General features: G+C 59.6%; 12 protein-coding genes. 4 read left to right on the top strand and 8 right to left on the bottom strand.

Going from position 1 to position 12,631, the window contains the following annotated elements:
• Positions 1-71 precede the first annotated feature (71 nt).
• Both ftsH and ACQ4WO_RS14130 read right to left on the bottom strand, forming a co-directional pair.
• On the bottom strand, positions 72-1,952 hold the full coding sequence (gene ftsH, locus ACQ4WO_RS14135; protein WP_034757438.1) for an ATP-dependent zinc metalloprotease FtsH: 1,881 nt from the start codon (positions 1,950-1,952) through the stop codon (positions 72-74).
• A 202-nt stretch (positions 1,953-2,154) separates the two neighbouring features.
• On the bottom strand, positions 2,155-2,838 hold the full coding sequence (locus ACQ4WO_RS14130) for an RlmE family RNA methyltransferase (protein WP_034757436.1): 684 nt from the start codon (positions 2,836-2,838) through the stop codon (positions 2,155-2,157).
• 42 nt (positions 2,839-2,880) lie between these two features.
• On the opposite strand from ACQ4WO_RS14130, the gene ACQ4WO_RS14125 reads away from it, so the two are divergent.
• Positions 2,881-3,351, top strand: coding sequence for a YhbY family RNA-binding protein (locus tag ACQ4WO_RS14125; RefSeq protein ID WP_010397237.1), 471 nt, complete (start codon positions 2,881-2,883; stop codon positions 3,349-3,351).
• A gap of 186 nt (positions 3,352-3,537) precedes the next feature.
• Here ACQ4WO_RS14125 and ACQ4WO_RS14120 read toward each other — a convergent pair whose 3' ends face one another.
• From ACQ4WO_RS14120 to ACQ4WO_RS14095, 6 genes are all read right to left on the bottom strand, one after another.
• Positions 3,538-3,987, bottom strand: coding sequence for a DUF4149 domain-containing protein (locus ACQ4WO_RS14120; RefSeq protein ID WP_436481994.1), 450 nt, complete (start codon positions 3,985-3,987; stop codon positions 3,538-3,540).
• Entirely contained in the window at positions 3,987-4,463 is a 477-nt protein-coding gene (gene greA, locus ACQ4WO_RS14115; RefSeq protein ID WP_034757428.1) for a transcription elongation factor GreA, read from the bottom strand. The genes ACQ4WO_RS14120 and greA overlap by 1 nt, the downstream gene beginning before the upstream one ends.
• A gap of 163 nt (positions 4,464-4,626) precedes the next feature.
• Positions 4,627-7,857: a carbamoyl-phosphate synthase large subunit gene (gene carB / locus ACQ4WO_RS14110; protein ID WP_034786033.1), complete on the bottom strand. Its 3,231-nt coding sequence runs from the start codon at positions 7,855-7,857 to the stop codon at positions 4,627-4,629.
• Positions 7,850-9,028: a glutamine-hydrolyzing carbamoyl-phosphate synthase small subunit gene (gene carA / locus ACQ4WO_RS14105; protein WP_034757422.1), complete on the bottom strand. Its 1,179-nt coding sequence runs from the start codon at positions 9,026-9,028 to the stop codon at positions 7,850-7,852. The genes carB and carA overlap by 8 nt, the downstream gene beginning before the upstream one ends.
• A gap of 295 nt (positions 9,029-9,323) precedes the next feature.
• Positions 9,324-9,731, bottom strand: a complete 408-nt coding sequence (locus ACQ4WO_RS14100) for a GlcG/HbpS family heme-binding protein (RefSeq protein ID WP_034786036.1) — start codon at positions 9,729-9,731, stop codon at positions 9,324-9,326.
• A 59-nt stretch (positions 9,732-9,790) separates the two neighbouring features.
• The gene (locus ACQ4WO_RS14095; RefSeq protein WP_034757417.1) at positions 9,791-10,702 is read right to left on the bottom strand and encodes a patatin-like phospholipase family protein; all 912 of its coding nucleotides are present in this window, start codon (positions 10,700-10,702) and stop codon (positions 9,791-9,793) included.
• Positions 10,703-10,886: 184 nt separating this feature from the next.
• Between ACQ4WO_RS14095 and ACQ4WO_RS14090 the strand changes: the two genes are divergently transcribed.
• From ACQ4WO_RS14090 to ACQ4WO_RS14080, 3 genes are all read left to right on the top strand, one after another.
• Entirely contained in the window at positions 10,887-11,330 is a 444-nt protein-coding gene (locus tag ACQ4WO_RS14090; RefSeq protein WP_436481992.1) for a hypothetical protein, read from the top strand.
• Between the two features lie 98 nt (positions 11,331-11,428).
• A complete protein-coding gene (locus ACQ4WO_RS14085) occupies positions 11,429-12,091 on the top strand; it encodes a hypothetical protein (RefSeq protein ID WP_436481991.1) in 663 nt (220 codons plus the stop codon).
• Entirely contained in the window at positions 12,088-12,375 is a 288-nt protein-coding gene (locus tag ACQ4WO_RS14080) for a barstar family protein (protein WP_436481990.1), read from the top strand. Before ACQ4WO_RS14085 ends, ACQ4WO_RS14080 begins: the two co-directional genes overlap by 4 nt.
• The last annotated feature ends 256 nt before the right edge of the window (positions 12,376-12,631 follow it).

The following is a 12,631-nucleotide window of genomic DNA, read 5'->3' as shown; positions in this document are numbered from 1 at the left end:
GCGCCAACGAAAAAGGGCAAGGATTGCTCCTTACCCTTTTGATAGCGCGCCGCCGGTCGGGGCGGCCCTTATCAGGCTGGTGCCGTCACGTTTGGCGAGATGCCGCCCGTGCCGCTGTCGCCCGCATTGCGGCGTGGCGGAATGACTTTCGGCGGACGCGGCTCCAGGCCGGCCATGATGTCATTGATTTGCTCTGCATCAATGGTTTCCCATTCCAGCAAGGCTTTCGTCATCATTTCGACCTTGTCGCGGTTGCTTTCCAGCAAGGTACGCGCCAAAGCATATTGTTTGTCGAGAATGTTGCGGATTTCAGCATCGACCTTTTGCTGGGTCGCTTCCGAGATCGTCTTGGTGGCGCCACCGAAGAAACCTTCGTTTTCGCTGTCTTCGTAGACCATCACGCCCATGCTGTCGGACATGCCGAAGCGGGTCACCATGGAGCGGGCCAGCTTGGTGGCACGCGAGAAGTCGTTCGACGCGCCGGTGGACATTTGCCCCACGAAAATCTCTTCGGCGATACGGCCACCGAACAGGATGGAAATTTCTTCCAGCATCTTGTCCTTGTAGGCGGACAGATTGTCGTGTTCCGGCAGCTGCCACGTCAGGCCCAGGGCCCAGCCGCGCGGCATGATCGTGACTTTATGCACGGGATCGGCCTTCGGCAGCAGCTTGGCGACGACGGCGTGACCGGACTCATGGTAAGCCGTATTGCGACGCTCTTCCTCGCGGATGATCATCGATTTACGCTCAGGACCCATGTAGATCTTGTCTTTCGCATCTTCGAAGTCGATCATTTCCACCAAGCGCTTGCTGCGGCGTGCCGCGAACAGGGCTGCCTCGTTGACCAGGTTGGCCAGATCCGCGCCCGAGAAACCAGGGGTGCCGCGGGCCAGGATATCGGCCTTCACGTCGGTACCGATAGGTACTTTGCGCATGTGCACGTTCAAGATCTGTTCACGGCCGCGAATATCGGGCAAGCCGACGGACACCTGGCGGTCGAAACGGCCCGGACGCAGCAAGGCTTTGTCGAGCACGTCGGCGCGGTTGGTGGCGGCCACGACGATCACGCCGGAGTTCGCTTCAAAACCGTCCATCTCGACCAGCAACTGGTTCAAGGTCTGTTCGCGCTCGTCATTGCCGCCGCCCATGCCGGCACCGCGGTGACGGCCGACAGCGTCGATCTCATCGATGAAGATGATGCACGGCGAATGCTTTTTCGCGTTTTCAAACATGTCGCGCACGCGGCTGGCACCGACGCCGACGAACATTTCCACGAAGTCGGAACCGGAAATCGAGAAGAACGGTACCTTGGCTTCGCCGGCGATGGCGCGCGCCAGCAGGGTTTTACCCGTGCCAGGAGGACCGACCATCAGCACGCCGCGGGGAATGCGGCCGCCCAGTTTCTGGAATTTGCTCGGATCCTTGAGGAAGTCGACCACTTCGTTGACTTCTTCTTTCGCTTCGTCGCAACCGGCGACGTCGGCGAAGGTGACGGTGTTGCTGGCTTCATCCATCATGCGCGCCTTCGACTTGCCGAACGAGAATGCCCCGCCCTTGCCGCCGCCTTGCATCTGACGCATGAAGAATACCCACACGCCGATCAACAGCAGCATGGGGAACCAGGAAACAAAAATAGTTTGCAGGAAAGACGCTTCCTCAGGCGGACGCACATCGAAATGCACGCCATTGTCGCGCAGGTCGCCGATCAGACCCTTGTCGAGGCTGGTGGCGGTGGTACGCACCTTGGTGTCGTCCATCAGCTTGGCGGTGATCGACGAACCTTCGATCACGACATCCTTGACGCGCTTGGCTTTGACTTCATCCAGCAAATCGGAATAAGCGATGGCCTTGCTGCCGCCTGTGGCGCCATGACTGTCGAATTGCTTGAACAGCATGAACAACAGCAGCAATACGACTACCCAGATGGCAGATTTGGAAAACATGTTATTCACGAAGACTCCTTGGATGCAGTGCGCATCTCTTTACCTATAGCTAGAAACACGATTTTACTCGCAATAAGCGGGCCGTGCCAAAGCCCGCCGATCCGTGCGCGCGAAAAAATCGCGTTCACGCAAAAAAATGCAGTATAAACAATTTAGGCTTTTATACCATCAGACGCTACTGCACTTCTCGTTCCCATGTGCGGATTCACGCTTAAATATCAAGGGCGGAATCATCTTCTTCAACGGCATTTTTCAGCGGATTCTTGATTCCACGCCCCATCAGGAAGATTTCCGACGATTTATCGCGGCTGGCCTTGGGCTTTTTCTGCACCACGACCTTGAATTCAGCACGGAATTTCTCCACGATCTGGCTGAAACCCATGTCTTTGAAGCATTTCACCAGCAGCACGCCAGACGGCTTCAGGTGCAATTGCGAAAATTCGATGGCCAGATCGATCAAGTGCTCCATGCGCGCGGCATCCGCCGTGGCGATGCCAGACAGGTTGGGCGCCATGTCCGACAGGACCAGATCGACCTTGCGGCCCTGCAACACCACTTCCAGCTGGCGCAGCACGCGCGCTTCACGGAAGTCGCCCTGGATGAAGTGGAAATCGGCGATGGGCTCCATTTCCAGCATGTCCAGGCCAATCAGGGTACCATTGACCCCGCCGCCGTCCTTGCCGGCCAGCTTGCGCCGCGTGTACTGGGCCCAGCTGCCAGGAGTGCAACCAAGGTCGACAATCACCTGGCCAGGTTTGATCAGTTTCTCGTCTTCATCGATTTCTTTGAGCTTGTATGCTGCCCGGGCGCGGTAGCCCTCTTTTTGCGCCAACTTCACATAAGGATCATTTATGTGGTCGTGCAACCAGTTTTTGTTTAATTTCTTCTTTGCCATTCGCGTAGAATACTGCTTTTAAGGGAATTACTAAATATTATTATGCTAAAACTTACACCCGTAGAGCGCAGCGCACTGCGCGCCGAAGCACACGCGCTGAAGCCTATCGTCATCATTGGCGAAGCGGGCTTGACACCTGCTGTCCTCAAAGAGATCGACCTTGGCCTGGATTCGCACGGCCTGATTAAAGTCCGCGTGTTCGGCGACGACCGCGAAGCCCGCGTCGGAATGTACGATACGATTTGCGGCAATCTCGGCGCCGCCCCGGTACAACATATTGGCAAACTGCTGGTAATCTACCGTCCGAAAAAAGAAGTGGTTAAGGAGAAGGTCAGCGCCGGCAAAGGCATGCGCGAAGTGACCATCGTCAAGGCCAGCGCCAGCGGCACCAAGCGCCCGAGCGTGACGAAAGTCATGATCAAGGGCAATGAGCGCGTTACCGAAGGCGGTTCCATCAAGCGTGCCAAGCCACGTCAGAAAAGCGCCAAGAAAAGCGCACTGGGCAGCAAGTAAGCCTGTCGTTCAGCAGCCGCAAGGCTGTTGAAACAAGAAGCGGAGCACGGGATCTTCCCTGCTCCGCTTTTTTATTGCAATTGCGCTTGTCGGATTACACGGCGCCAGGGCGCCGCTAATCCGACCTACGATATCGACCGATAGGTCGGATTAGCGCCTGGCGCGTAATCCGACAAACAACAGCAATTATTGCTGCTTCCAGATCAGCACGCCCGCCAGCAGGCTTTGCACGGCAAAGATCAAGGTCGACACGCCATGCAGCATGCCGAAACGGCTGCGCATGGCCTCGTCCATGATGCCGGAGGAACCCTGTGCTTGCGCCTTGAGTTCGGCCATCAGCGGCGAGATGCCAAAATGGCTGAGCAGCGTGCACACCAGCATGGACAGCACCAGCGCCCCCAGCAGGCGGCGGCGCTTCAGTTCCAGCGCGCCGGGCGCCCATTGCAGCAAGGCCAGCAGTATCAAGGCGCAAACGATCGACAGCCAGGCCTCGGCGCGGAACATGCTGCCAGCGATATTGCCTGCCAGCACGCGGTCGCTCAAGGAAGCGAACAAGGTCGGCGCCACGATGAAACCGATGGTCCACAAGCTGCCGGCCCACAGGGTGGCAACGAGGATGCGCACGCGGGGGAGCATCAGATGTACAGCACTTCCAGGATTTCGTATTCGCGCGGACCGGATGGCGCCTGCACTTCCACCACGTCGCCGGCGTACTTGCCGATCAGCGCGCGGGCGATCGGGGACGTCACGGAAACCTTGTTCATTTTCAGGTCGGCTTCATCGAGGCCGACGATCTGGTACGTGACTTTCTGGCCCGATTCCAGGTCTTCCAGGTTCACGGTCGAGGCGAACACCACGCGGCCTTCCGCGTCGAGCGCGGTCGGGTCGATGATTTGCGCTGCACCCAGCTTGCCTTCGAGTTCGGCGATGCGGCCTTCGACGAATGCCTGGCGTTCCTTGGCGGCATCGTACTCGGCGTTTTCCGACAGATCACCGTGCGAACGCGCTTCGGCGATCGCATCGATGACGATGCGGCGTTCCTTGGTCTTCAAATGATGCAGCTCTTCTTTCAAGAGTTCTGCGCCGTATTTGGTCAATGGGACTGAGGTCATGTTATCTCTACTATCTGCTAGTTATCGGCGCCGTTTTCCGTGTTGTGCCACGGTTAACGGACTTACCAAGTGAAAACCACAGAGGCCGCGCGCTGCTCTGCACGGAACTCTGTGGTTGATAAGCATGCAGTGTACCGCCTAACGGCGGCCACTGCAAACGCACTTAGTTCAAGGTCTTGTGCAGGCCTTGCAAATCGTACACACGAAGCTCATCCAGGTGACGGATGCCTTCGACGGCCGCTTCCGCGCCCGCGATGGTGGTGTAGGTCGTCACGCGCGACGCCAGGGCCGAAGTGCGGATGGCCCGCGAATCGACGATGGCGCTGCGCTTTTCTTCCACGGTGTTGATCACCAGCACGATTTCATGGTTCTTGATCATGTCGACCACGTGCGGACGGCCTTCGATCACCTTGTTCACTGGCGTGACGGCGATGCCGGCAGCAGCGATCACGGCGGCGGTACCCTTGGTGGCGACCACGGTGAAACCGGACTCGACCAGGTCACGCGCCACTTGCACGGCGCGCGGCTTGTCCGACGCTTTCACGCTGATGAAGACTTTGCCCGATTTTGGCAGGTTGACGCCGGCGCCCAGTTGCGATTTCACAAACGCTTCGCCGAAGGTCAGGCCTACACCCATGACTTCGCCCGTCGATTTCATTTCAGGGCCCAGGATGGTGTCCACGCCAGGGAACTTGACGAACGGGAACACGGCTTCCTTGACGCTGAAGTAAGGCGGCACGACTTCCTGCGTAATGCCTTGCGAGGCCAGCGATTGACCGACCATGCAGCGCGCGGCGATCTTCGCCAGTTGCAGACCCGTGGCTTTCGAGACGAAAGGCACGGTGCGCGACGCGCGCGGATTGACTTCCAGCACGAAGACGACGTCTTTCATTTCGCCATCGATCTCTTGCTTCTGGATCGCGAACTGCACGTTCATCAGGCCGACCACGTTCAAGCCCTTGGCCATCAGCGCCGTCTGGCGCTTCAGTTCTTCAATGGTTTCCGGCGCCAGCGAGTATGGTGGCAGCGAGCAAGCCGAGTCGCCCGAATGGACGCCAGCCTGTTCGATGTGTTCCATCACGCCGCCGATGAACGTCGTTTCGCCATCGGAGATGCAATCGACGTCGCACTCAATGGCGTCGTTCAGGAAACGGTCCAGCAGCACCGGCGAATCGTGCGAAACCTTGACGGCTTCGCGCATGTAGCGCTCGAGGTCGCGTTGCTCGTGGACGATTTCCATGGCGCGGCCGCCCAGCACGTACGATGGACGCACGACCAGCGGGTAGCCGATTTCCTGCGCCAGCGCCAGCGCGTCGGCTTCCGTGCGCGCGGTGCGGTTAGGCGGCTGGCGCAGTTCCAGCTTGTGCAGCATTTGCTGGAAACGCTCGCGGTCTTCGGCCGCATCGATCATGTCGGGCGAGGTGCCGATGATCGGTACGCCATTCGCTTCCAGGTCCAGCGCCAGTTTCAAAGGCGTCTGGCCGCCGTACTGCACGATCACGCCGACCGGTTTTTCGATGGCGACGATTTCCAGCACGTCTTCCAGGGTCAGGGACTCGAAGTACAAACGGTCCGAGGTATCGTAGTCGGTCGACACGGTTTCCGGGTTGCAATTGACCATGATGGTTTCGTAGCCGTCTTCGCGCATGGCGAGGGCGGCGTGGACGCAGCAATAGTCAAACTCGATACCCTGGCCGATACGGTTCGGGCCACCGCCCAGCACCATGATCTTTTTCTTGTCGGTTGGATTCGATTCGCACTCTTCGTCGTACGTGGAATACATGTACGCCGTGTCGGTCGAAAACTCGGCCGCGCAGGTGTCGACGCGCTTGTAGACGGGACGGATGTTCAGCGCATGGCGCTGCTGGCGCACGGCCGTGTCGGTCGTCTGCAACAAAAAGCCCAGGCGGCGGTCCGAGAAGCCCTTCTGCTTCAACTTGTACAAGGTGTTCTTGTCCAGGTTTTCCAGCTTCTGCGTATCGAGCCACAGTTCCAGGTCGACGATTTCCTTGATCTGGATCAGGAACCATGGGTCGATCTTGGTCAGCTGGTGCACTTCTTCCAGGGTGAAACCCTGGGCAAACGCGTCGCCCACGTACCAGATGCGCTCAGGACCAGGCTCGCCCAGTTCTTCTTCGATCTTTTCGCGGTCCTTGGTCTTTTCGTTCATGCCGTCCACGCCCACTTCCAGGCCGCGCAAGGCTTTCTGGAACGATTCCTGGAAGGTACGGCCGATCGCCATCACTTCGCCGACGGATTTCATCTGCGTCGTCAGGTGGTGGTCGGCGGTCGGGAATTTCTCGAACGTGAAACGGGGAATCTTCGTGACGACGTAATCGATCGACGGCTCGAACGATGCCGGCGTGGCACCGCCCGTGATTTCATTACGCAGCTCGTCCAGGGTGAAACCGACGGCCAGCTTGGCGGCGATCTTGGCGATCGGGAAGCCCGTCGCTTTCGATGCCAGGGCCGACGAACGCGATACGCGCGGGTTCATCTCGATGACGATCATGCGGCCATCGACGGGGTTGATCGAGAATTGCACGTTCGAACCACCGGTGTCGACGCCGATCTCGCGCAGCACTGCCAGACTGGCATTGCGCATGATCTGGTATTCCTTGTCCGTCAAGGTTTGCGCAGGCGCTACCGTGATGGAGTCGCCCGTGTGCACGCCCATCGGGTCGAGGTTTTCGATCGAGCAGATGATGATGCAGTTGTCCGCCTTGTCGCGCACCACTTCCATCTCGTACTCTTTCCAGCCCAGCAACGATTCTTCGATCAGCAACTCTTTCGTCGGCGAAGCTTCCAGGCCGCGCTTGCAGATGGTTTCGAATTCTTCTTCGTTGTAGGCGATGCCGCCGCCGGAACCGCCCATGGTGAACGATGGACGGATAATGGTCGGGAAGCCCAGCGTGCGCTGCACGGCCCACGATTCTTCCATCGAGTGCGCCACGCCGGAACGGGCCGAACCAAGGCCGATCTTGGTCATCGCGTCCTTGAATTTCGAACGGTCTTCCGCCTTGTCGATGGCTTCCGGCGATGCGCCGATCAGTTCGACGTTGTATTTCGCCAGCACGCCATTGTTGAACAGGTCCAGCGCGCAGTTCAGCGCCGTCTGGCCGCCCATCGTCGGCAAGATCGCGTCAGGACGCTCCTTGGCGATGATGCGCTCGACGACCGACCAGGTGATCGGCTCGATGTAAGTGACGTCGGCCATTTCCGGGTCCGTCATGATGGTCGCAGGATTGCTGTTGACGAGGATGACTTTGTAGCCCTCTTCGCGCAGGGCCTTGCACGCTTGCGCGCCGGAATAATCGAATTCGCAGGCCTGGCCGATCACGATCGGGCCAGCGCCAATAATCAGAATACTTTTAATATCTAAACGTTTAGGCATTTTTCTTTTTCTCCTCCGCAGCCATCAAGTTGATGAAGCGGTCAAACAGGTAAGCAACATCCATCGGGCCCGGCGACGCTTCAGGGTGGCCCTGGAAGCAGAAGGCAGGCTTGTCCGTGCGGGCAAAGCCCTGCAGGGAACCGTCGAACAGCGATTCATGGGTCACGCGGCAATTCGCAGGCAAGGTTGCCGCGTCGACTGCGAAACCGTGGTTTTGCGAGGTAATCAAGACCTGTTTCGTTTCCAGGTCCTGCACCGGGTGGTTGGCGCCGTGGTGGCCGAACTTCATCTTCAGCGTCTTTGCGCCGGAAGCGATTGCCATGATCTGGTGGCCGAGGCAGATGCCGAAGGTCGGGATGCCCTTCTCGATCAGTTCCTTGGTGGCCGCGATCGCGTAATCGCACGGTTCCGGATCGCCGGGGCCGTTCGACAGGAAGATGCCGTCCGGGTTCAGTGCCAGGGCGTCGGCGGCCGTCGCTTGCGCGGGCAGCACGGTGACTTTGCAGCCGCGCGCCGTCAGCATGCGCAGGATGTTGCGCTTGACGCCGTAGTCGAAGGCGACCACGTGGTATTTCGCGTCCGCGTCAGCCAGCTGGCCATAGCCTGCACCCAGGGTCCATTCCGTTTCGCGGTATTCGTAGGCATCCTTGCTTGAGACTACCTTGGCCAGGTCCATGCCGGCCAGGCCGGGGAAGGAGCGGGCCAGTTCCAGCGCTTGCGCGGCGGACGGTTCGTTGCCTTGCGTGCCGACGAGGATGGCGCCGCCCTGCGCACCTTTTTCACGCAGGATGCGCGTGAGCTTGCGTGTATCGATGCCGGCGATGGCGACGATATTTTCAGCTTTCAGGTAATCGGACAGGGAGAGGGTGGAACGGAAATTGGATGCCAGCAATGGCAGATCGCGGATGATGAGGCCAGCGGCGTGTACCTTGGAAGATTCGACGTCTTCCGGATTGACGCCCGTATTGCCGATATGCGGATAGGTCAGGGTGACCATCTGGCGGCAATAGCTTGGGTCGGTAAGGATTTCCTGGTACCCGGTCATCGAGGTGTTGAAAACAACCTCGCCCGTGGTATGACCGGCGGCACCGATCGAAAAACCTTTAAAGATCGTTCCATCAGCAAGCGCTAATATGGCTGGAACGGCAGGGCCAGAAAAAAATGGCGGCAAGGGCAACTCCTGATAAAGTTACCGTAGCTGCGCCACGTCAGACCGACCGCCTATGTACCCGAGCCAGATGCACTCAGGGTGTTTCAACGGTCATTTTGAATGAGGGGATGGGTAGTCGCTACGGTATATGTGTGATTGGCTAAACCTTTGAATTATAACCAAAAGGAAGCTTTTCCACAAGGAAGAAAATACAGAAGCCCCGGCATTTTTTTGCGCAGCAACATAAATCCCCTGCCCCATGAAAAAAGCCGCCCGGCTTGCGCGGGGCGGCTTGCAAAGCAATATCGGTTACTACTTAGGCTGTCAACGCCGCGATACCCGCTTTCGCGATTTGCGCATCTTCCGCCGATTTGACGCCCGAGACGCCGACGGCGCCCACGTAGTGGCCATCGAACACGATGGGCACGCCGCCTTCGAGCAAGCCGTCGATTTCCGGCGCGCTCAGGAACGACACGCGGCCGCCATTGATCATCTCTTCATAGATGCGCGATTCGCGGCGGCCCAGTGCGGCCGTCTTGGCTTTCGATGGGGCGATGTGCGACGAGATCGGCGCCACGCCATCCATGCGCTGCAGCCACAGCAGGTGGCCGCCGTCGTCGACGATGGCGATCGTGACCGCCCAGTTATTCTTGACCGCTTCCGCTTCGGCGGCGGCAGCGATTTTCTTTACGTCGTCCAGGGTCAAAATCGGTTTCGATTGCATGGTGCATCCTTGTTATGTTGAAACAAAATTGTATACGAAATGCGCAGCGGCGCTCTTCCTTACTGCTCGCGCTTCGCTTTCAGCTTTTGCTTGAGCTGCGCCATCACGGCAAAGGTCGCCTGCTCGCCCGCCAGGATGGCCTGGTTGCGGCTGTTGAAATCGTTGCCCTTCATGGTGCCCAGGCTGGGCTGGATCACCACGTCCGCATCTTTCAATTCAAACTGATTGATGCGCTGGCCCATGATGGCGAACGTCTGCATCAGCACTTCCATCGAGCTGATGGCCTTCTGGGTATCCGTTTGCGACGAAATATTCACGGCGATGATGAAATCGGCGCCCATGTCGCGCGCAAAGCGCACGGGTACGGGAGCGACGAGGCCGCCATCGACATAGGTGTGGCCGGCAATCGTCACGGGCTGGAACACGCCGGGCACGGCCGACGAGGCGCGCACGGCCATGCCGGTGTTACCGCGCTGGAACAGGATCGGCTGGCCATTTTTCAGATCGGTCGCCACCACGCCGAATGGAATCTTGAGTTTTTCCAGCGGCACGCCGCCAACGGCCTTGTTGACATAGCTTTGCAGCGCTTCGCCTTTCAGCACGCCGGACGACTTGCCGAACAGGGGCAAGGCCCAGTCGGAAATGGCCGCCTCGTCCATGTCGAACGCCATCTTTTGCAGGGCAAAGCCGGAATTGCCTGCCGCATACATGGCACCCACCACGCTGCCGGCGCTGGTGCCGGTGACGATATCGGCCTGGATGCCTTGCGATTCAAGCGCCTTGATCACACCGATATGCGCGAAACCGCGCGCCGCGCCGCCGCCCAGGGCAAGGCCAATCTTGATCTTGCGCGGCGTGACGACGATGGGCTCGGGTGGCGTCAATACTTGTATCGGTTTCGGGGCGGTGGTATCGCAACCGGCCAGCACGAAGGCGGCCAGGGCAAGCAGGGTCAGGCGTTTAGGGAACATGGTGGAGAGGGGGAACCGCGCGCGGCAGTGGCAATAAAGGAGAGCCGATTGTAGCGCAAGCGGGGCGACCCGCACTGAAGGCGGTCTTAAATGTTTACAAATGACAATGCTCCGAACCGTGCGCACCCCTCCGGCTGCTAGACTGGTGCCTGGCCTCCCCCTCCCCACCTCCATTTGGCGACTTATGAAAACAGACCTATTCCGCCTCATCGCGCCCCCATGCTTGCTCGCTGCCGTCCTGCTGGGTGCAGCCTGCGCCAACGCCGTCGCGGCGACGGAGCGCCCAGATAGCATCGCGGCAAAAATGGAGAGCTTTACGTGTACGGGAAAGTTGCAGATTCCCAATGATCAAGAGGAGCACACGATTGAACTCAGCTTCGACGCCCCCGACCGGCACGGCGCACAAGGCACCCACCTGATTGACGGGCGCGGTAAAGCAGGTAACTTCTACGGCTGTCGGCAAAGCGGCGACAGCCTGTCTTGCACGTACGACGCGGGGCCGTCCAGCGGACCGCTGACCATGCGCTTTAACAGCGACTTGACGCAAGTAAAGGGCGAGTTCAATTCCCCCTTTGAAAACAGCGCCGCCATGCAATTTTCCGCACGCTGCCAAAAATTGGAGCACTAACAGCGTCCGGCATATTGGCCAAGCGAAGAGCTCCCCTTGGGTAGCTGCTTCGCATGCCAAATCGCCCCAACCTCCCCTCACTCGCCGAATTGATCAACATGTCCGACGAATATCAATTTTCCGACAGCCGCGCCCTGAGCGAACCGTTTGCGCAACAGTTATCACAACAGCCGCCCGACGGCGCCCTCACCTGGCTGACCGCCATCCTCGCCACGCAGGCGCCCGCGCTGCGCTCGCCGAACGCCATCCTGCTGGCCTACACGGGCAATCCGGACGCCATCGCCTGGATCGACGCCAACGTGGGCTCGCCCGTGGCCGGGCAATGGGGCGTGGCGGCTGCCCTGCTGGGCACGCCATGGCCCCGCATCCTGGAATGGCTGCGGCGTGGCGGCCCGCACCGGCTGATGGCGCTCGATACCTTGTACGCCTATCGCATGCCGGCCGCCAACATGTCCCCGCTGGAACGGATCGCCGCGCCAGTGCTGTCGCAAGCGCCACCACACGCCGAACTCGAGCAAGCGATAGGTACCTGCCTGGCAGAGGCCCCCACACCGCGCATCCAGGCAAGCGTGAGCGCCATCACCAGCCACGCCGGCGACATCCTGCGCGGCGGGCCGCGTGGCGTGGCCGTAGCCGACTTGCCGCGCCTGTACCTCGACCCTGAGCCATTCAAGGATGCGCCCGCCATCCTGGCGCAGCACGAAACGGTAGTCAGCAGCATGCGCGAAAACCTGCGGAACTTGCTCAAGGAAATAGTATGAATCGACAAGCCCTCGTGACAATCGACTTGAGCGACATCAACTCGCCGCGCCAGCTGCATGCGGCCCTGGCGGCCGCACTGGGTTTCCCTTCCTTCTATGGCATGAACTGGGATGCGTTCTGGGATGCCATCACGGGCCTGGTGGACGTGCCGCAACAGATCGAGCTGCGCGGGTGGCCAGCCTTCGCGGCACGGCTGCCCGGCGAAGCCGCCATCCTGCAGCGCATCCTGGCGCGCATGGCACAGGAAATGCCGGACGTGGCAGCGCACGTGCTTTACGTGTAGCACGGAAACGCTTGACAGCCCGGCCCGACTTCCCTTACATTGAGTGCATGTCCTCCTTCAAACATCCATCCCCTTCCCTGCTGTCGCTATCGCGACTACACCTAGCACGCGCATAAGTTTGCCGCTTTGCTTCGCCTGGCCACACGCCGGCGTGTTTCAAAAACCCTGGAAGGTTTGATGATGTTTGCACCATCCCCATTCGTACACGTAATCCCCACTGCGACCGCCCCCGCTGGCATCGCAGCCGCTCTGCTAC

Origin of the sequence: Janthinobacterium aestuarii (assembly GCF_051380835.1) — a bacterium.
Lineage (GTDB): Bacteria > Pseudomonadota > Gammaproteobacteria > Burkholderiales > Burkholderiaceae_D > Janthinobacterium > Janthinobacterium aestuarii.
The sequence above is the reverse complement of the archived record's forward strand: the minus strand, read 5'-3'. Positions and strand labels throughout refer to the sequence as shown.

Coding starts and splice junctions, on each gene's coding strand:
- greA (WP_034757428.1), bottom strand. CDS start 4,463: ATGACCTCAGTCCCATTGACCAAATACGGCGCAGAACTCTTGAAAGAA.
- carB (WP_034786033.1), bottom strand. CDS start 7,857: ATGCCTAAACGTTTAGATATTAAAAGTATTCTGATTATTGGCGCTGGC.
- ACQ4WO_RS14095 (WP_034757417.1), bottom strand. CDS start 10,702: ATGTTCCCTAAACGCCTGACCCTGCTTGCCCTGGCCGCCTTCGTGCTG.
- ACQ4WO_RS14130 (WP_034757436.1), bottom strand. CDS start 2,838: ATGGCAAAGAAGAAATTAAACAAAAACTGGTTGCACGACCACATAAAT.
- ACQ4WO_RS14100 (WP_034786036.1), bottom strand. CDS start 9,731: ATGCAATCGAAACCGATTTTGACCCTGGACGACGTAAAGAAAATCGCT.
- ACQ4WO_RS14120 (WP_436481994.1), bottom strand. CDS start 3,987: ATGCTCCCCCGCGTGCGCATCCTCGTTGCCACCCTGTGGGCCGGCAGC.
- ACQ4WO_RS14080 (WP_436481990.1), top strand. CDS start 12,088: ATGAATCGACAAGCCCTCGTGACAATCGACTTGAGCGACATCAACTCG.
- ACQ4WO_RS14090 (WP_436481992.1), top strand. CDS start 10,887: ATGAAAACAGACCTATTCCGCCTCATCGCGCCCCCATGCTTGCTCGCT.
- ACQ4WO_RS14085 (WP_436481991.1), top strand. CDS start 11,429: ATGTCCGACGAATATCAATTTTCCGACAGCCGCGCCCTGAGCGAACCG.
- ACQ4WO_RS14125 (WP_010397237.1), top strand. CDS start 2,881: ATGCTAAAACTTACACCCGTAGAGCGCAGCGCACTGCGCGCCGAAGCA.